Genomic DNA, 16,710 nt, shown 5'->3' with positions numbered 1-16,710 from the left:
CGACCGGGATCTTCTCCCGATCAAGTCGGTCGACTTGTTCCGGATTTCTGCCGCGTTCGACACCGTGTTCTCAGCTCGGAGTGGGTACGCTTATCCCTGAATCGGGGGATGACAGAAGCAGGATACGCACATGCCCGAACGACGACCACAGCAGCAACGAGGTCATGAACGACGCCAGACCGTCGTCGAAGGTGCCGCGCGCATGTTCGACCGGGTCGGCTACGGACAGGCGAGCCTGTCGGACATCGCCCGCGAGGCGGGGACGACGCAGGGCTCGCTGTACTTCTACTTCCCCTCGAAAGAGGAACTGGCGATCGCCGTCATCAACGAGCAGAGCACGCGCTCGATCGCTGCGCTGACCGCGCCGACCACCGCGCCCTCGCCGTTCGGCGGGCTGGTCCAGGCCTCCCGCGCCATCACCGAGCAGCTGCTCACCGACCCCATCACCCGCGCCGGCCTGCGGCTGTCCCTCGAGCAGGGCGTCATCCAGGCTCCGACGACCGCGTTCCACGAGCAGTGGATCGCGAGCGTCGAGGAGCGGGTGCGGGCCTCGATCGAGCTCGGTGAGTTGCAGTCTCCGCTCGAGCCGGCGGAACTGGCGAGGTCCTTCGTCGCGTTCTTCACCGGGACACAGCTCATCTCGAACCTGCTGGCCGGTCGGACCGACCTCCTCAACGCGGTCGACACCATGTGGCGGATCCTCATCGCGGCGGTCATCGTCGCGGACCGCCAGGCCGAGGTGCTCGCCGTCCTCGACGCCGCCTTCGACGCGCAGGACGCCTGAGCGGTCGGGTGCACGTTAGGGGGTAGCCCTGACGCATGCGCCGTGAGGTCACCCTAAACTGAATCGGGTGATTAACTCACTTTGCTGATCGTCGTGCGACGACGGATGGATCACGGTGTGCGGGGGCATTCCGCGTTCCATCGGCGAAGAGTTGGTTCACGTGCCGGGCTGGGCGATGTCGTGGGGGGATCGCCCAGCCGACGGCGTGTGGACGCCTCAGCGGCCGATGGCTTGCGGCGCGTATCGGTGCTCTGGACGCCCGGTGGTCCCGTACCGCAGCTGCGTCGTCAGGAGACCGCGAGCGGCCAGCGCGGAGAGGTACCGTTGCGCCGTCGCGCGTGAGACGCCGACCAGCTCGGCCACCTCGGCGGCCGAGCGCTCGCCGTCCGCCTCCGACACCGCCTCGAGGACGGCCGTCTCCGTGGCGGACCTCGACCGGGTCGTCGCCCCGGCGTCGCCGGAGTGCAGGATGCGCAGGGCGCGCTCGATCGTCTCCTGGTCGGCGTTCACCGCCTCGCCGAGGACGTTCCGGAACCGGGCGTAGGCGGCGAGCCGGTCCTGGAGCACCTGCGGCGCGAACGGCTTCACCAGGTACCCGAGGGCCCCGGCGCGAAGCGCTCGGCGCACGGACGCACCGTCCGACGCTGCGGAGACGACGATGGTGTCGATCGGGAGGTCCACGAGGAGCTCGAGCCCGTTCCGATCCGGCAGATAGCCGTCGAGGAGCACGAGGTCGGGTGGCTCGGTGGCGATGCTCCGCGCGGCCTCGGCGGCCGACCCGACAGGACTGAGCGCGCGGAAGCCGTCGACCTGGTCGACGATCCGGCAGTGCAGGCGGGCGACGTGGAAGTCGTCGTCGACAACCAGCACGGTGAGATCGGCCGTCACGATCCCTCTCCCGCCAGGGACTGCGCCGGCTCGACCGTCCCGGGGAGCCGTGCGCAGAAGACCGCTCCGTGTTCGCCGCGGACGCCGGGGGACGCCAACCAGACGTCGCCTCCTCGACGACGCGCGACGTCGCGCGAGAGCGGCAGACCGAACCCGTGGCCGTGGACGTCGTCCGGGTCGCCAAGGCCGATGGTCGGGGCGGCGGCTGGCGCGTCGTCCTGGCCGGTCGCCGCGACGCCGTCACCCGAGTCCATCACGGAGCAGTGCAGCTCGGTGCCGTGGTCGAGGACCTCGACCTCCACCCAGGCCGGTCGGACCCGGCCCGAGACGGCCGCGTTCACCGCATTGTCGAGCAGGTTGCCGAGGACGGTGGTCACGTCCTCAGGATCGCACAGGGAGCCGGTGACGAGGGTCTCGGAGCCGATGGTGACGAGTACCCCGCGTTCCGCGGCTTCGACCCCCTTCGCACCGAGGAAGGCCTGGAGGTAGGGCTCGGTGAGGCGGTCCGCGTGCTGCACCGGGTACTTCAGCGGTCCATGGTCGAGCACGTTGGCGAGATACTCGCGGGCCTCGGCGTCCTGCCCGGTCTCGAGGAGGCCGGAGATCGCGTGCAACCGGTTCGCGAACTCGTGCCGCTGCGCGCGGAGGGCGGTCGTCATCGTCGCGACCGCGTTGAGCCGCCGGGTGAGCGCCTCGACGTCGGTGCGGTCGCGGACGACGACCACCCGCCCGAGGTCGACGCCGTCCCGGGACACGGGCCGGACGTCGACGAAGAGGACGCGGGACCCGACGACGAGCTGGGCCGAGGTCGGCCTCGCGGCGTCGTCCGCGACGAGGTCCACCAGTCGCTCGGGCAGATCGAGGTCGTCGAACCGACGCCCGACGACCGACCCGATGCCGAGGAGCCTGGCCGCCTGATCGGTGCACACCGTCACGACGCCGTCCGGCGAGACGCCGAGGACGCCTTCGCCGACCCCGCCGAGGACCGCAGCCTGGTTCTGCACGAGCGCGGCGAGTTCCTCCGGTCCGAGGCCCAGGGTCAGCCGCCGCAGCCGCCGCCGGATGAGCATCGAAGCGATCAAACCGATCGTCAGCGCGAGCAGCGCTGCGCCCGCGACCAGCATGGTCTCGCCCACGACGTCGGCGAACACGCGCTGCGGGGCGAACCCGACGCTGATCTCGCCGACGACCTCGCCGGCGCCGGACGAGACCACGGCCCCACCGGTGTCGGAGGACTCTGCGGCGAAGACGGGCACCTTGGCGCGGGCGGACGGCCCGAGGGTGCCGGTCTCCCACGAGACCGACTCCGTCCCGGCCAGGGCCGCTTCCGCACTGGTGCTCACCCGGAGCCCGAGCTGGTCGGGGTCGGGGTGCGCCAGACGGATCCCGCGCTCGTCGGTGATGACCACGAAGAGCGCCCCGGTCCGTGTGCCGACCTCCGTGCCGAGCTCCTGCAGGGGACCGGTCCGGAGGTCGGCCGCCGTCGGCGTCCCCGGGGTACGTGCCTCGAGCGTCACGGCGGTCCGGACGTCGGGATCGCTCGCGACGCTCTGCGCGATCGCGAGGGCGGTGGACTGGGCCTCGCGCACGAGGCGCTCGCTGCTCATCCAGGCGAACACGCCCGTGCACACGGCGACGACCGCGATGACGACGACCAGCTGCAGCACCAGCACCTGCGCCGCGAAGCTGGAGCGCCCGGCCCGTCGTCGACCTGGCAGCTCCGCTTCCTCGCCGATCATGGCTCCGATCGTACGTCGCCGGGGCGATGGGCGGTGTCGACCAGGTGATGAGCAGAATGCGCAGAAGGTCGTGTAACCCGCAGATCCGAGCCGAACGCCCACAAGCGAGACAGTTCCGTGCCACTCCCGTACGGTTCCGGGAACGCCCGCCGCGCTCGGTCCATCGCCCGTGTCGCCGCGTGACGTCCCATCGTGCACACCGCGGTGCACGCAGACGAAGGAGTCGACATGCTGGTCATTCTCGGATTCGCGATGATCCTCACCTTCATGGTGCTGATCATGACGAAGCGCCTCACCCCGATGGTGGCGCTCATCATCGTCCCCACGGTCTTCGGGCTGTTCGCCGGCGCCGGACTCGGGCTCGGCGACATGGTCATCGAGGCGATCGGCAGCCTCGCTCCGACCGCCGCCCTGTTGATGTTCGCGATCATGTACTTCGGGATCATGATCGACGTCGGGCTCTTCGACCCGCTCGTGCGGTTCATCGTCCGTGCGCTGGGCAACGACCCAGCGAAGATCGTCGTCGGTACGGCCCTCCTGGCGGGCGCGGTGTCACTCGACGGCGACGGGTCGACGACCTTCATCGTGACGACCGCCGCGATGCTGCCGATCTACCTGCGGCTCGGCATGAACCCGGTCGTCCTCACCTGCGTCGCCGGGCTCGCGAACGGCACGCTGAACATCGTCCCGTGGGGTGGGCCGACCGTCCGCGCCGCTTCGGCCCTGGGTGTCTCGCCGACCGAGATCTTCGTCCCGATGCTGCCGTCGCTCGCCGCCGGCCTCGTCCTCGTGTTCGCCTTCGCCTGGTTCCTCGGGCTGGGGGAGCGCAAGCGCCTCGCGGGCGTCGACCTCCTCGGCGACGGTGCCTCCGGCGTCGCCGCACCGGGTTCGGGTTCCGGGCCCGCCGACCACCCGCTCACCGGCGGCATGTCGACGACCTTCTCGACCAGTGCCCGTGGGCGCCTCGCGACCCTCGTCCGCCCCGACGACACGGCCATGGCCGACACGATGCTCGACCCCGAACGCGACACGCTGCGCCCGCGCCTCATCTGGGTGAACCTCGTGCTCACGGTCGCGGTCATGACGCTGCTCGTGCTCGACCTCGTCCCGTTGCCCTACGTGTTCATGGTCGGCACCGCCATCGCCCTCCTGGTGAACTTCCCGAGACTCGCGCAGCAGTCCAAGGAGATCGTCGCCCACGCCCCGAGCATCGTCGGCGTGGTCTCGATGGTGCTCGCGGCCGGTGTGCTGATCGGCGTCCTCAACGGGACCGGCATGGTCTCCGCGATGGCCGACTGGATCGTCGACATCATCCCGACGGAGCTCGGTCCGTTCCTCGCGGTCATCACCGGGGTGCTCAGCATCCCGATGACGTTCTTCATGAGCAACGACGCGTTCTACTTCGGCATCCTGCCGGTGCTGGCCGAGAGCGCTTCGACCTTCGGCATCGAACCGGTCGAGATGGCGCGCGCGTCGATCACCGGTCAGCCGGTCCACCTGCAGAGCCCGCTCGTTCCGGCCATCCTCCTGCTCGTCTCGCTCGCCAGCGTGAACCTCGGCGACCACCACAAGAAGGTCCTGTGGCGCGCCGCGATCGTCTCGCTTGTGATGCTCGTTGTCGGCGTGCTCGTCGGCACCATCCCGTTCGGCTGACACCGGCGGGCACCGCGGCTCAACGCGTGGTCGTCCAGTCGAGGTTGACGACGTCGCCGATGTAGATGTCGAGTCCGAGGCCGGGGATCGACGGGTTCATGCGGAGCAGCTGCTGCTGCGGCAGGTCGAAACGCTGCGCGATGTCGAAGAACACGTCGCCGGCGACCACCGTGTAGGTGAGCGGGTTGCCCTCGGCATCCGTGGCGACCGGGCCGAGCGCGCCGTCCCGCGGCCCGAGGTCGAACGCCGGGCCCTCCGGAAGCGGTTCCGCCGGTTCCGCCGGCGCGTTCGGCACGATCGGTGCCGGCTCAGGAGGCAGGGCGTCGCGCGCGGTCGAGGTGGGCACCGGGGCGACCGAGGGCGACGGGTCGGGCTGCTGGGTGACGACCACCGTCACCGGAGGCGGGGCCGGCTGCGAGACGCAGCCGCTCAGGGTGAACAGACCGGCCACGCCGATCGCGAGGTTCCGGGCGTACGGCAGCGCACGTCGACGCCCGGTCGATTCCTTCGGCCCCACAGCGCATCCCCCCAGGATGGACCGGGCCCGCAACGCGGTCGGCTGGGCTCGGTCGAACCCTCAGCCTACGGCGAGGCGCGGCGAGTCCGAGCAGGGCTAGCCCCGAAATCCCGAGCGCGGGGGCCCTCCAGTAGGCTGCTGGAACGCGCATCGAAGGAGAGCCATGACGGAGCAGGACATCGACCGGACCGGAACGGGAACCCCCGCGGCAGGACCGTCCACCGGCTTGCGATGGGGCATCCTCGGCCCTGCCGGTGTCGCGAAGAGCTTCACCGCCGACCTCCGACGGCACGGCTTCGACGTCCGGGCCGTCGCCTCGCGATCCGCCGAGACCGCAGCCGCGTTCGCCGCCGAGTTCGACATCCCGAACGTCCACGTGGGGTACGAGGCGCTCGCCGCCGACCCCGAGGTCGACGTGATCTACATCGCGACCCCGCACCCGTTCCACGCCGAGCAGGCGGTGCTGGCGCTCGACGCCGGGAAGCACGTCCTCATCGAGAAGCCCTTCACCCTCAACGCCGCCGAGGCGCAGGCGGTCGTGGCGCTCGCCGCGGAGCGCGGCCTGGTCGTGCTCGAGGCGATGTGGACCCGGTTCCTCCCGCACATGGTCCGGCTCCGCGAGTTGCTCGCCGACGGTGTCATCGGACAGCCGCGTAGCCTCGTCGCCGATCACACCCAGCTGCTCTCGGACGACCCGGAGCACCGCATGAACAACCTCGAGCTGGGCGGCGGCGCGCTGCTCGACCTCGGCGTGTACCCGGTCTCCTTCGCGTCGTCCGTCTTCGGGACCCCGACGACGATCCAGGCCACGGCCGCGCTCCGCGACACGGGGGCGGACATGCAGGTCGCGACCCTCTTCGGCTACGCGGACGGCCAGGTGGCGAACACCCTGTCGGCGAGCAACACCGTCGGCCCGAACCGCGCGGCCATCGTGGGGACCGACGGCTGGATCGAGTTCGACCGCGTCTGGTACACGGCGACGACGTTCCGGGTGTTCGGCACCGACGGCGAGGTCGTGGAGACCTACCGTTCCGAGGTGGACGGCCGCGGGATGCACTTCCAGGCGTGGGAGCTCGAACGGCTTGCCTCCGAGGGCAAGCTCTCCGGTGACATCATGCCGCTCGCCGAGACGGTCGCGATCATGGAGACCCTCGACGAAATCAGGCGCCAGATCGGCGTCCGGTACCCGGGCGAATGACCCGAGGCGCCTGAACACGCGGGTCGAGACCGATCCGTCGTGCCCGAGCGCCCTCGTGCAACTCGATGGCGTCGCTGTAGTGCCCGATGAGGGCGCTGCTGACGCTCTTCCAGCTGCGCGGCAGGACGCCGGCCCGAGCTGCGGCACCGAACGCCGCCCGCTTCACCTCGTCGCCCACGAGGTCCTGGGCGAACCCGCGCAGCTGTTCGAGCCTGCCGGGTTCGTAGAGCCACCCGGTGCGGCTGGAGTCGACGAGGTCCACCGGTCCGCCCCGACCGGTCGCGACCACGGGTACCCCGGAGGCCATCGCCTCCTGGATGGTCTGGCAGAAGGTCTCCGACTCGCCGGGGTGGACGAACACGTCCAGCCCGGCCATCGCGACCGCCAGCTCCTCGCCGCCCAGGAATCCGGTGAAGACCGCGTTCGGAAGTCGCTGTTCGAGCGAGGCACGCAGCGGCCCCTCGCCGACGATGACGAGCTTCACGCCCGGGAGTCCGCCGAGCACCGCGAGGTCCTCGACCTGCTTCTCGGCTGCGAGTCGACCGACGTAGCCCACGATGCGCTCGCCGCCGGGAGCGATGGACCGACGCCAGGCCTCGCTGCGCCGTTCCGGGGAGAACCGGACGGCGTCGACGCCCCGCACCCATAAGCGGACCCGCGGGATGGCGTGCGCCTCCAGCTGCGCGATCGACTGCCGTGACGGCGCGAGCGTGAGCGTCGACCGGCCGTGGAGGCGCTCGACGTGTTGCCACAGCAGCGCTTCGGCGACCGGGAACCCGTACCGTCCGGCGTAGGCCGGGATGTCGGTCTGGTACACGGCGACGGTCGGGACGCCCAGGCGCTCGGCGGCCTGGACACCGCGCCAGCCGAGGACGAACGGCGAGGCCAGGTGCACCACGTCGGGGCGGAAGCCGCGGAGGAGCTCCGTGATCCGGCCGACCCCGCCGGCGGCGACCCGCACGTTCCGGTAACGGGGGAGCGGGATCGACGGGACGCCGTCCACCCGGAAGCCCTCGTGGAGCCGCGGCGTCGAGGCTCCGGCGCCGGGGGCGATGACGAGCACCTCATCCCCTCGGTCCGCGAAGTGCTCCATGATGCGGAGCAGGGAGTGGGTGACGCCGTTCATCTGCGGCAGGAACGACTCGGTCACGATTGCGATCCTCACACCCATGATGCTCCGCGTCGTACGGGTCGCAGCGGTGCCCGGCGGGCGACGTGTCGGTGACCATCGGGTGACATCGCGGTGCCGCACGATGAGGCGCAGCCTGCTTTACTTATCGCATGAGTGCTGGTGGATTCGGAAGCGGCGGCGGGAGCGCGTCGGAGCGGATCGAATCCTTCTCGTACACCCCGGCGCGGCGGCTGCGGCCGAACGCGAAGGTCCTGCCGGAACACGCCCGCGGCCACAACCGGGCGCTCGTGCTCCAGACCCTCTTCGCCAGCGGGGCCATGAGTCGGGCCGACATCGCCCGAGCCACCGGCCTGACCCGGGTGAGCATCTCCGACCTCGTCGCCTCGCTCATCGCGGACAACCTCATCGTCGAGGTCGGGCTCCGCGAGACCTCTCGCCCGGGCAAGCCCGCCACGCTCATCGACATCAACCGCGACGAGTTCCAGATCGTCGGCCTCGACCTCTCCGACACCGAGGTGTTCCGAGGCGCGGTGCTGACGCTCGACGGCGAGGTCGTGACCATGCTCGAGGTGCCGCTCGACGGCGCCATGGGGGCGGACGCGATCGCGAAGGCCGTCGCGCTCGCCGCAGATCTCGTCGAGGAGGCGACGGTCGAGGTGCTGGGCATCGGGGTCGGCTCGCCCGGCATCGTCGACATGACCGGCACGGTCCGCAGCGCGCCGAACCTCGGCTGGACCGACGTCGACCTCCAGGGGGCGATCGAACAGGTCGCCCAGGTACCCGTCCTCGTCGCGAACGACGCCAATGCCGCCGTCCTCGCGGAGTACAGCTTCGGCGGGGCGGACGGCGACCTCATGCTCGTGAGCGTCGGGAACGGCGTCGGGGCGGGGCTGCTCGTGGGCGGTCACCCGCTCTTCGGGAGCCGGTTCGCAGCCGGTGAGATCGGCCACGTGGTCGTCGGCACCGACGGTGGACCATTGTGCGCCTGCGGGAAGCGTGGGTGCCTCGAGGCCTGGCTCGCCGTGCCGCACCTGCGCGAGCTCCTCGCGGCGGCCGAGGCGAGCGATCTTCCGACCGCGGAGGTCGAGCAGCGTCGCGAGGAGATCCTGCGCGCGGCAGGGGAGCGACTCGGTGTCTCGCTCGCCGCGATCGTCGGTGCGCTGAATCTCTCGGAGATCGTGGTGAGCGGCCCGGAGGAGTTGCTCGCCGGCGTGCTCCTCGACGCGGCGATCGAGACCGTGCGGGCGCGCACGATGACCGAGTTCCACGGCGGCGTCCAGATCCGGATGAGCGAGCAGGGCGCCGACATCGTCCTGCGGGGCACCGCGGTGATGGTGCTCTCCGGCCTCCTCGGCGTCTCCTGACCCTCGGACGACGCGCGCGTCGCACATTTCCTCGGCGGACTCGGCGAAAAACCGCACCGCTTCCCGGTGTTTCCACTACCGGGCACGTATGGTGCAAGTGTGTGGCGGCTAGAGAAGAGACGGGATGACGGCGACGTGACGTCCGGAGTCGAACGGGAAGCAGCGGAGGCGCAACTCCGCGAGGGTCCCGTGGCGGCATCGGCAGGCGTGGTCGACACGGCGCTGCACGCCTGGCGTCAGCAGCTCAGCACGGTCGGCGGCCCCTCGCCGCTGCTCCACTTCGTGGACGCCCCGACGACCCGGGTGGAGCTCAGCTCGACGCATCCCGGTGGTCTGCCGCAGTTCATCTCGGGCAAGTCGACGCTGCTGTCGAACCTCATCCGCGACGAGATCGCGCTCCGCGGAGCGAAGCGCGCCGCCGATCGCATCACGACGAAGGGCATCGAGCTCTCCACCGTCCGCGGCATCGACGCCGTCCACCTCGCCGTCGGTCTCGCCCAGTGGACGCATCAGGGCGAGGACTTCAGCGCGCCGGTCCTGCTCCGACCGCTGGCCATCCGCCGGTACGGTCGCGACTTCGAGGTCAAGCTGCGCGGTGCCACCACCGCGAACCCGGAGCTCGTCCGCGCCCTCCGCGAGCAGTTCGGCATCGTCCTCGATCCGGACGAGTTCGTCGCACTGAGTGAATCGGGTGGCGTGTTCAAGCCGCAGCCCGTCATCGACCGCCTCCGCTCGCTCGCCGCCGGGCTCGAATGGTTCACCGTGCAGCCGCGTCTGCTCGTCTCCTCGTTCGCCGCCGTCGGTCACTCGCTGCTCGACGACGCCGCCAAGCTCGACCACCCGATCCTCGACGCCGTCGCCGGCGACGAGGGGGCCATCGGCCTCGTGCGCAGCAGCTTCACGCCCGTCGACGCGCCGGGCCAGGACGACCGCCCGCCGTCGACCGACACCCTCCTGCTCGACGCGGACGTCGAGCAGGAGAACGTCATCGCCCAGATCGGCGCCGGCAACTCGCTCGTCGTCACGACGCTGCCGGGCACCGGCGGGACGCAGACCATCGTGAACGCCATCGGCGTGCTCGCTTCGCAGCACAAGCGCGTCCTCGTCGTCAGCCCCCGTCGCTCCACGCTGGAGGGCATCCGCCACCGCCTGACCAAGGTCGGTCTGCCGGGCCTGTGCGCGTCGCCGTCGACCCTCCGTCGCGACCTCATCCAGGCGATCACGCGCAACGAGCGGGCGATCCCGCCGCAGGTCGGCGAGGTCGACGACGCGCTCGTCCGGCTGCGTCGGGTCCTCATCGACTACCGCACCTCGCTGCAGGCGAAGGACCCCGATCTGCGGGTCTCGGTCATCGACGCACTCGAAGCGCTCTCGAAGCTCTCCAAGCTGCCGCACCCTCCGGGAACCCTGGTCCGACTCGACCGCCAGACGCTCGTCGGACTCGCAGCGGGCCGCTCCCGCGCGGCGGAGGCGCTCGAAGGCGCGGCCGCCCTCGGTGAGTTCCGCTACGGACCGGGCGACTCGCCCTGGTACGGCGCGTCGTTCGACACGACTGCGGAAGCCCAGGAGACCCACGATCTCGCCAAGCGCCTGCACCGCAAGGACCTGCCGCAGTTGCTGGAGCGTGCGTACGGCCTCATCGGGCAGACGCAGATGCGGCCGTTCGAGTCCATCGACGAGCTGGGTATCTACCTGCGACTCCTCGCGGACATCCGTGAGACGCTCGACCGCTTCCAGCCGGACGTCTTCGACCGGTCGCTCGCCGACCTCATCGTCGCCACGAGCCCGCGGAAGGACTCCGCCGCGATGTCGTCGGCGAGCCGCCGGCGACTCAAGGCCCTGGCCAAGGAGTACCTGCGGCCCGGCGCACACGTGCCCGACATGAACGCCGCACTCCGTCGGATCCAGCAGCAGCGCACCCTGTGGCAGCGCTATGTGACGACCGGTGCGCCGCCCGAGGTGCCGCTCGGCATCGCGGACGTCGAGCAGGCGTACCAGACGGTCGCCGCGAAGCTCGAGCTGGTCGACCAGCCGCTCGGCATCGCCGACACCCCGGACCGCCTCGGCCGCCTCGCGATCCCGAGTCTCGTCCGCACGATCTCCGAGCTCGCTGCCGAGTCGGAGGTCCTCCACAACCTCCAGGAGCGCACCGCGATCCTCGCCGGCCTGCGCGAGCAGGGCCTCGGTGAACTCATCGTCGACCTGTCCCAGCGGCACGTGCCGCGGACGCGCCTCGCCGACGAGCTCGAACTCGCCTGGTGGCAGTCGATGCTCGAACTCGTGCTCACCGAGGACCGCGGTCTGCTCGGCGCGAACACGAGCGTCGTCGAGCGCCTCGAGTCCGACTTCCGGCTGGTGGACGAGGCGCATGCGTCCGCGTCCGGGCAGCTCCTCGCCTCGCTGCTGGCCGACACCTGGAAGATCGGTCTCGTCGACCACGCCACCGAAGGTATGGCGCTCCGCTCGCTCCTCAAGCGCGATCGACCGCTCCGAGCGGCCGAGCTCGAGCAGGCGGCTCCGACGCTGTCCCGCGTCCTCGCGCCGGTCTGGCTCGTCTCGCCGTACGAGGTGCCCCGCATCCCCGAGAGCGCGTCCTTCGACGCCGTCTTCCTCGTCGACGCGGGGGCGACGCTCCTCGCGGAGAACGTGGACGCCATCCGTCGTGCGCGTCAGGTCGTCGCCTTCGGTGACCCCGTGACGCAGAGTCCTTCGCCCTTCGAGATCCGTCTGACGGATCAGGAGGCGACGCCCGAGCAGCACGCCGACATCGCCGAGCTGCACCGTGAGTCCGCGCTCGAACAGCTGAGCTCGGTCCTGCCGACCCTCATGCTGACGCGCTCCTACCGCGCGGGAGGCGAGGACCTCGCGGAACTCGTCAACGAGCGGTTCTACGGCGGCCAGATCGACTCCCTGCCGTGGGCGGGTTCGTTCCTCGGCCACGGCAGCCTGAGCCTCGACTACGTGCCCGGCGGGCTCGGCATGCCCGACCCGGTCACCGGAGCGGTGGAGAGTGTCGACGTCGAGGTCGAACGGGTCGTGGAACTCGTCCTCGAGCACGCCTCGAACCGCCCGAAGGAATCCCTGATGGTCGTGACCGCGAGCGACAAGCACGCGGTCCGGGTCCAGCAGGCGGTCCTCGCAGCGTTCTCCCGTCGTGCCGACCTCTCCGACTTCCTCCTGCGCGAGCGGGCTGAACCGTTCACCGTCCTGACACTCGAGCAGTCCGTGGCCGAGAGCCGCGACCGCGTCATCTTCTCGATCGGGTACGGTCTGACGCCGCACGGACGGGTCCTGTCCGATTTCGGCGCACTGGGTCAGCCCGGCGGCGACCGGCTGCTAGCAGTCGGCATGACGCGCGCGCGGCGGTCCATGGTGATCGTCTCCTGCGTCCGCCCCGAGGACCTCGACCAGAACCGGATCCAGCACGGCATCCTCGCGCTCGCACGCATCCTCACGGACACGTCACGCCGCGCCTCCGAGGATCAGGCGACGCACGAGGCCGAGCCGATGCTCGTCGACCTCGCGACGCGCCTCGAGACACTCGGGATGCGGGTCGACATGGGCTACCGCGGCAAGCTCGCCCTGGTCGCCTCGTGGGGTGGCCGAGCCGTGGTCGTCGAGTGCGACGAGGAGCTGGGTGACGCGAGCCTCCGGGAGTCGCTGCGGCTCCGCCCCGACGTCCTGCGCCGTCTCGGCTGGCACTACGTCCGCGTGCACAGCTTCGACCTCTTCGCCGACGCCGAGGCGGTCGCGCAGCGCGTGGCCGGTGTGCTCGGGCTCAACACGACCGAGCACCTCGACACCGCGCCGATCGCCGTGCAGGTCCCACGCCACTGATGGTCGGACACTGATCATGCAGGACGATCAGGAGCCTCGGATCGTCCGTCCCCGAGGATCGAGGCGGGCGATCCGCCCCGGTGCTCCCGGGACGGATCCCGCGCCGCAGCTGCCGGCCGATCCCGTCAAGGCTGCGGAGGACACCGACGCCGCTTGGGGCGGAGCCGCCAAACCCGCTGGCGGCGGTGGCAACGACGACGAGCTGCAACGCAACGTCCCGCCCCACTGGTGAGCGGGACGGGACGTCGGTGCTGCTCGACGAGTCGGACTAGCGGCCGTCGGTCGTGTCGTCGCGAGCGGGCGGCAGCGGAGCGCTCGTGCCCGTCTTCAGCACGTCGCGGATCTCGGTGAGCAGCGACAGCTCGCTCGGTGCTGCCGGCTCATCAGCGATCGTCGGCTTCGTCGTGACGCGCTTGAAGTGGTTCATCGGCAGCACGATGACGAAGTAGACGACGGCGGCGACCAACAGGAACTGGATGGTCGCGCCGATGAACGCGCCGAAGTGGATGACGGCAGGGTCGCCGTCGACCGTCGGGATGGAGACGTTGAACGCGTCGTTCAAGCTCTCCGCGCGGAAGAGCGCCCCGAGCAGCGGGTTGAAGATGTTCTCGACGAGCGAGTTGACGATGGCGGTGAACGCGGCCCCGATCACGACGGCCACTGCCAGGTCGATCACGTTGCCGCGGAGGATGAACTCCTTGAAGCCTTTGAGCATGGGGTCTCCCTGAGGATCGGGGATGGACAGGACCCTGGCTACGCTACCGGCTCAGGACGCGGCGCTCCCGGCGGAGGCCGGTGTGGCGCTGGAGCCGGAGCTGGAGGAGCCGCCCGAAGAGGAGGAACCGCCCGTGGTGTCCGAGGAGGACGAGCTCGACGACCCCTCCGAGGACTTCGAGGAGGCCGGGATGGAGCTCGAGCCCTTGCCTGCACCGGCGCGGGAGTCCGTGCGGTAGAAGCCGGAGCCGTTGAACGTGACACCGACCGCGCTGAACAGCTTGCGCAGCTTGCCGGAGCACGCCGGGCACTCGGTGAGGGAATCGTCGGTGAAGGACTGCTGGACGTCGAAGGCGTTGCCGCACTCGGTGCAGCGGTAGGCGTAGGTGGGCACGGGGTCTCCTGGGATGTGGTGGGTCGGCGCGCTCAGCGGCGCGGTCTGACCTGGTCGAAATCGAGGATGCGGCTCGGGGTCACGGCACCGCCGACGGGTTCGTCGTGGATCTCGCTCGGGACCTCGTCGAGGATCTCGGTGTCGTACAGCACGGCGTAGACGGGAGGGCAGCGCTCCATCGAGCCGAGCGTCTTGTCGAAGTACCCGCGCCCCCACCCCATGCGCATGCCGTGGGCGTCGACGGCGGCCGCGGGGACGAGGATGAGGTCGACGTCGTTGATCGCGATGGGACCGAGGGTGGTACCCACGACCTCGGGGGTGCCGGCGAAGCCCACCGTCTCGATGCCCTCTTCGCCGATCGTCCAGTCGAGGAGCCCGTCGGTGCGGGTGATGGGGAACAGGATGCGGATGCCCGCCTCCTGCGCCCATTGCAGGAAGGGCCTGGTGTCGGGCTCACTCGGGGAGGAGAGGTAGCAGGCGATCGAGCTCGCGCCGAATCGGGAGACCAGGGCTCGGAGGTTGTCCGTGAGGCCGGTGGTCGACCGTTCCTTCTCGAGGGAGGTGAGCAGCTCCCGCCGCTCACGGAGCTCGGCGCGCAGCGCTCGTTTCTCGTGTTCGGCGGGGCTCGTCATGCGACCCATTCTAAACGGCTCGTCGTCGCGCCCGGCTCGTTGCCCGTCGTCCTACCCGACATCCGCCGCCTCGTCCAGGGGTTCGGGGGATTTCACCCTCGATCGAGGGGGTATTCGGGTACTTCACCGACTCCACACGATAGGTTTTTCCTCATGACCACTCGTGTTACCAAAGCAGTCATCCCCGCAGCAGGTCTCGGCACCCGGTTCCTTCCGGCGACGAAGGCTCTGCCGAAGGAGATGCTCCCCGTCGTCGACAAGCCGGCCATCCAGTACGTCGTCGAGGAGGCCGTCAGCGCCGGGCTCGCCGATGTGCTCATGATCATCGGCCGCAACAAGAACGCACTTGCGAACCACTTCGACCGCGTGACCGAGCTCGAGCTCAACCTCGCGAAGAAGGGTGACACCCAGCGCCTCGAGAAGGTCAACGAGTCGAATGAGCTCGCCGACATCCACTTCCTGCGCCAGGGAGACCCGAAGGGCCTCGGCCACGCCGTCCTCCGGGCCAAGCGCCACGTCGGCGACGAGCCCTTCGCCGTGCTCCTCGGCGACGACCTGATCGACGCCCGCGACGTCCTCCTCGAGCGCATGCTCGAGGAGCAGGACAAGCGGAACGCGACGATCATCGCCCTCATGGAGGTCGACCCCGACTCGATCCACATGTACGGTGCGGCAGCCGTCGAGGCGACCGACGACTCCGACGTCGTGCGGGTGACCGGCCTCGTCGAGAAGCCTGCGAAGGAGGACGCCCCGTCCAACCTCGCCATCATCGGTCGCTACGTGCTGAAGCCCGAGGTGTTCGAGATCCTCGAGCGCACCGAGCCGGGCAAGGGCGGCGAGATCCAGCTGACCGACGCGCTCCAGGAGATGGCCGCCGACGTCGAAGGCACGGGCGGCGTCTACGGCGTCATCTTCCGTGGCCGTCGCTACGACACGGGCGACCGCCTCGACTACATCAAGGCGATCGTGCAGCTCGCGGTCGACCGCGAGGACCTCGGTCCCGAGCTGCGTCCGTGGCTCAAGGACTTCGCCGGGGACCTCGACTGACTCCAGCCGACGACACACGCCGCGCCCCGGGTCCGCGACAGCGGATCTCGGGGCGCGATGCTGTCGACGACGTGGTGTCGGTGCATCGGTGAGCGCTCCACTAGGCTCACCACAGAACGCGAGAGGGGTGGCACGGTGGCGCAGGTCGTACCCGTTCTGAGCAGTGGGCGAGTGAGCATCCGGCCGATCAAGGTCCGTGACGCGAGGCCGCTCGAGCGCGAGCTCGCGGAGAACCGAGCCTGGTTGCGCCGCTGGGAGGCGACGAGTCCCTACGGCCCGGTCCCGGCCGACAGCCGTGCGGCGATCCGGTCGCTGCAGAACCACGCGCGCTCGGGCGCGGGCCTTCCGTTCGTCATCGAGGTCGACGGGGAGTTCGCCGGCCAGCTCAACGTCTCCGGCATCACGTACGGATCGCTGGCCTCGGCGTCGATCGGCTACTGGGTCTCCCAGCGGTTCGCGGGTCTCGGTGCCACACCGATCGCGACCGCTCTGGCCACCGACCACTGCTTCACCGCCCTGCAGCTCCACCGGTTGGAGATCTGCATCCGGCCCGAGAACGCTCCGAGCCTGCGGGTCGTCGAGAAGCTCGGGTTCCGGTACGAGGGTCTGCGCCGCCGCTTCATCCACATCGACGGCGACTGGCGCGACCACTTCTGTTTCGGCCTCGTCCGCGAAGAGGTCCCGGGCGGCGTCCTCAACCGGTGGTTGGACGGCCAGGTCCCGAAGGACGCGTGTGTGATCCCCGAGGCCGACCGTCTCGCGGCCGCGGCGCCGTTCCCCACCCGCTGAGCAGGTAGCCGTTTTCGCCCTC

Annotated in this window: 15 protein-coding genes; 8 read left to right on the top strand and 7 right to left on the bottom strand. The window is 70.3% G+C overall.

Going from position 1 to position 16,710, the window contains the following annotated elements:
- Nucleotides 1–130 precede the first annotated feature (130 nt).
- Complete coding sequence (locus A4X17_RS15515) at nt 131–784, top strand: ScbR family autoregulator-binding transcription factor (RefSeq protein ID WP_064296552.1); 654 nt, start codon at nt 131–133, stop codon at nt 782–784.
- Nucleotides 785–1,000: 216 nt separating this feature from the next.
- On the opposite strand, the gene A4X17_RS15510 is transcribed toward A4X17_RS15515, so the two are convergent.
- Together A4X17_RS15510 and A4X17_RS15505 are read right to left on the bottom strand one after the other, a co-directional pair.
- Entirely contained in the window at nt 1,001–1,672 is a 672-nt protein-coding gene (locus A4X17_RS15510; RefSeq protein ID WP_064296551.1) for a response regulator, read from the bottom strand.
- Nucleotides 1,669–3,411 (bottom strand): ATP-binding protein, encoded by a 1,743-nt coding sequence (locus A4X17_RS15505; RefSeq protein WP_064296550.1) that lies wholly within the window; start codon nt 3,409–3,411, stop codon nt 1,669–1,671. The genes A4X17_RS15510 and A4X17_RS15505 overlap by 4 nt, the downstream gene beginning before the upstream one ends.
- A gap of 228 nt (nt 3,412–3,639) precedes the next feature.
- On the opposite strand from A4X17_RS15505, the gene A4X17_RS15500 reads away from it, so the two are divergent.
- The gene (locus A4X17_RS15500; protein WP_064296549.1) at nt 3,640–5,064 is read left to right on the top strand and encodes a CitMHS family transporter; all 1,425 of its coding nucleotides are present in this window, start codon (nt 3,640–3,642) and stop codon (nt 5,062–5,064) included.
- Nucleotides 5,065–5,083: 19 nt separating this feature from the next.
- On the opposite strand, the gene A4X17_RS15495 is transcribed toward A4X17_RS15500, so the two are convergent.
- On the bottom strand, nt 5,084–5,581 hold the full coding sequence (locus tag A4X17_RS15495; protein ID WP_064296548.1) for a LysM domain-containing protein: 498 nt from the start codon (nt 5,579–5,581) through the stop codon (nt 5,084–5,086).
- Between the two features lie 163 nt (nt 5,582–5,744).
- Here A4X17_RS15495 and A4X17_RS15490 point away from each other — a divergent pair, with 163 nt between their 5' ends.
- Nucleotides 5,745–6,779, top strand: coding sequence for a Gfo/Idh/MocA family protein (locus A4X17_RS15490; RefSeq protein ID WP_064296547.1), 1,035 nt, complete (start codon nt 5,745–5,747; stop codon nt 6,777–6,779).
- Here the strand turns inward: A4X17_RS15490 and A4X17_RS15485 are convergent.
- A complete protein-coding gene (locus tag A4X17_RS15485) occupies nt 6,742–7,944 on the bottom strand; it encodes a glycosyltransferase family 1 protein (RefSeq protein ID WP_064296595.1) in 1,203 nt (400 codons plus the stop codon). The two genes, A4X17_RS15490 and A4X17_RS15485, sit on opposite strands and share 38 nt — an antisense overlap.
- Nucleotides 7,945–8,060: 116 nt before the next feature.
- Between A4X17_RS15485 and A4X17_RS15480 the strand changes: the two genes are divergently transcribed.
- From A4X17_RS15480 to A4X17_RS15470, 3 genes are all read left to right on the top strand, one after another.
- Entirely contained in the window at nt 8,061–9,275 is a 1,215-nt protein-coding gene (locus tag A4X17_RS15480; protein ID WP_082916219.1) for an ROK family transcriptional regulator, read from the top strand.
- Nucleotides 9,276–9,410: 135 nt separating this feature from the next.
- The gene (locus A4X17_RS15475; protein ID WP_231884410.1) at nt 9,411–13,112 is read left to right on the top strand and encodes an AAA family ATPase; all 3,702 of its coding nucleotides are present in this window, start codon (nt 9,411–9,413) and stop codon (nt 13,110–13,112) included.
- Nucleotides 13,113–13,128: 16 nt separating this feature from the next.
- Nucleotides 13,129–13,344, top strand: a complete 216-nt coding sequence (locus A4X17_RS15470; RefSeq protein WP_064296545.1) for a hypothetical protein — start codon at nt 13,129–13,131, stop codon at nt 13,342–13,344.
- A gap of 36 nt (nt 13,345–13,380) precedes the next feature.
- On the opposite strand, the gene mscL is transcribed toward A4X17_RS15470, so the two are convergent.
- The 3 genes from mscL to A4X17_RS15455 are packed head-to-tail and all read right to left on the bottom strand — an operon-like array spanning nt 13,381 to nt 14,852.
- Nucleotides 13,381–13,827 (bottom strand): large conductance mechanosensitive channel protein MscL, encoded by a 447-nt coding sequence (gene mscL, locus A4X17_RS15465; RefSeq protein ID WP_064296544.1) that lies wholly within the window; start codon nt 13,825–13,827, stop codon nt 13,381–13,383.
- Between the two features lie 51 nt (nt 13,828–13,878).
- Nucleotides 13,879–14,220, bottom strand: a complete 342-nt coding sequence (locus tag A4X17_RS15460) for an FmdB family zinc ribbon protein (protein ID WP_064296543.1) — start codon at nt 14,218–14,220, stop codon at nt 13,879–13,881.
- 32 nt (nt 14,221–14,252) lie between these two features.
- Entirely contained in the window at nt 14,253–14,852 is a 600-nt protein-coding gene (locus A4X17_RS15455; protein WP_064296593.1) for a 5-formyltetrahydrofolate cyclo-ligase, read from the bottom strand.
- A gap of 153 nt (nt 14,853–15,005) precedes the next feature.
- On the opposite strand from A4X17_RS15455, the gene galU reads away from it, so the two are divergent.
- Together galU and A4X17_RS15445 are read left to right on the top strand one after the other, a co-directional pair.
- Nucleotides 15,006–15,899, top strand: coding sequence for a UTP--glucose-1-phosphate uridylyltransferase GalU (gene galU / locus A4X17_RS15450; protein ID WP_064296542.1), 894 nt, complete (start codon nt 15,006–15,008; stop codon nt 15,897–15,899).
- A 135-nt stretch (nt 15,900–16,034) separates the two neighbouring features.
- The gene (locus tag A4X17_RS15445; RefSeq protein ID WP_064296541.1) at nt 16,035–16,688 is read left to right on the top strand and encodes a GNAT family N-acetyltransferase; all 654 of its coding nucleotides are present in this window, start codon (nt 16,035–16,037) and stop codon (nt 16,686–16,688) included.
- Nucleotides 16,689–16,710 lie beyond the last annotated feature (22 nt).

The sequence above is a fragment of the Plantibacter sp. H53 genome, from assembly GCF_001650455.1.
Lineage (GTDB): Bacteria > Actinomycetota > Actinomycetes > Actinomycetales > Microbacteriaceae > Plantibacter > Plantibacter flavus_A.
The sequence above is the reverse complement of the archived record's forward strand: the minus strand, read 5'-3'. Positions and strand labels throughout refer to the sequence as shown.

What these genes read in the sequence shown, in the direction of transcription:
- A4X17_RS15515 (WP_064296552.1), top strand. Translation starts at nt 131, where the DNA reads ATGCCCGAACGACGACCACAGCAGCAACGAGGTCATGAACGACGCCAG.
- A4X17_RS15505 (WP_064296550.1), bottom strand. Translation starts at nt 3,411, where the DNA reads ATGATCGGCGAGGAAGCGGAGCTGCCAGGTCGACGACGGGCCGGGCGC.
- A4X17_RS15500 (WP_064296549.1), top strand. Translation starts at nt 3,640, where the DNA reads ATGCTGGTCATTCTCGGATTCGCGATGATCCTCACCTTCATGGTGCTG.
- A4X17_RS15490 (WP_064296547.1), top strand. Translation starts at nt 5,745, where the DNA reads ATGACGGAGCAGGACATCGACCGGACCGGAACGGGAACCCCCGCGGCA.
- A4X17_RS15480 (WP_082916219.1), top strand. Translation starts at nt 8,061, where the DNA reads ATGAGTGCTGGTGGATTCGGAAGCGGCGGCGGGAGCGCGTCGGAGCGG.
- A4X17_RS15470 (WP_064296545.1), top strand. Translation starts at nt 13,129, where the DNA reads ATGCAGGACGATCAGGAGCCTCGGATCGTCCGTCCCCGAGGATCGAGG.
- mscL (WP_064296544.1), bottom strand. Translation starts at nt 13,827, where the DNA reads ATGCTCAAAGGCTTCAAGGAGTTCATCCTCCGCGGCAACGTGATCGAC.
- A4X17_RS15455 (WP_064296593.1), bottom strand. Translation starts at nt 14,852, where the DNA reads ATGACGAGCCCCGCCGAACACGAGAAACGAGCGCTGCGCGCCGAGCTC.
- galU (WP_064296542.1), top strand. Translation starts at nt 15,006, where the DNA reads ATGACCACTCGTGTTACCAAAGCAGTCATCCCCGCAGCAGGTCTCGGC.